This is a genomic window from Bacillus sp. P4_D3, assembly GCF_056401855.1.
The window spans coordinates 1-1,305 of sequence record NZ_JBFUIN010000810.1; the positions used below are offsets into that span (position 1 = coordinate 1).

At 35.9% G+C, this 1,305-nt stretch carries 1 protein-coding gene and 2 pseudogenes; all 3 read left to right on the forward strand.

What is annotated here, in order from left to right; genetic code table 11:
• Positions 1-384, forward strand: a pseudogene (locus tag AC1DTM_RS26905) (pre-toxin TG domain-containing protein); the annotation flags it as partial.
• A 12-nt stretch (positions 385-396) separates the two neighbouring features.
• On the forward strand, positions 397-684 hold the full coding sequence (locus tag AC1DTM_RS26910) for a hypothetical protein (protein ID WP_016104706.1): 288 nt from the start codon (positions 397-399) through the stop codon (positions 682-684).
• A 182-nt stretch (positions 685-866) separates the two neighbouring features.
• Positions 867-1,305: pseudogene (locus AC1DTM_RS26915) on the forward strand (hypothetical protein); the annotation flags it as partial.

Below are 1,305 nucleotides of genomic sequence, written 5' to 3' on the forward strand. Positions count from 1 at the left end.
GAATCAGGCAATCTAGTTCCAGCTAATAAAGAAGGCATGTACAAAGATAGACAAGTTACAGTTACTGAACATATATTAGGAGGATATAGAAAGAGTGGAAAAAATAATAGTCCATTTACAAACTTTTCCCCTAATAGCGGCGCTACTGTAAAGTATGGAGATAAATCAATCGAACTAGATTTTAATGGTTTAAGAACGGCAATCCGTAATGGAGATGTAAAAGACGTAGCAATCTTAAATCCAAAACAAATCGAACATTTAATTGAACAAGATAAAATAACCACACCTTTTTGGAAAAACCGAGCTCTAAAGTGGACAAAAAGAGATAACGAGTATTTGATAAAAGGTGAGATACCAAAAGACTACTTTAAAATTTATGAATAAGAAGGTGTAAATATGAAATTATACTTTAAAGATATTGAAATAGGTTGCATCACAGACGTTTTTGGAGAAACACCATGGATGTATGGAACAATACACTTAAATGATAATAGTAAACCCTATCAAGAATATTTTCGTGAAATGGTAGACGAAGACAGTACTTTTGACTTTGAAAGTATTGACCCTGAATTTCTAGACGATGAAAATTGGTCCGTCTTCGATGAGAACGAAGAGAAATATTTAGGAATCGATATTCCAGCAATCCACATTGAAGATACAACGATTGCATGGCGATGGAGATAAAAATCACACAAAATAGAAGAAGTTGAGAGAATGAGAAAAGGTAAAGGTTCAACAACTAAAGCTACACATGGAGATAGAAATATAGAGGCACTTCATAAGAGCCGGCACCTTTTTATATTACTTCTACATATTTAAAACTAGCTGTAATATAAAAGACACTACTTTTTGAGTTTTTCACTTTATTACGAGAACAAGAAGCCAATAGACCATGGTATGAAAAAACAGCTATCAGTACTTGGGAATTTATGAAAGAATTTTTTCAAGGCGCTGGTAGTGCCGCTTTCGAAAGCGTTATTGGACTAGAATCACCTGATAATGATGAATTAGAAAGCAAGTTAACTTATCAATCGGGAAGATTTGCCGGAAATGTTGTAGCAGGAGCGGCATCCATTATAGAAATTCTAGAAGGTCTTACCGTCATAGGCGGGGCTAATTTCTTAACCTTCGTCGCAGAAGTAGGAAGTGGTGGGTTAGCATCACCAATTGTTCTTCCATTAGATGCAGCTGCTACAGCGGCTGGGCTTAGTCTTGCTGGACATGGTGTATTTGTTGGGCGTAATGCAGTTCAAAATGGTAAGGATACTCTTCAAAAGTTCCAGTCTTCTTCTAATGGGACTAGTG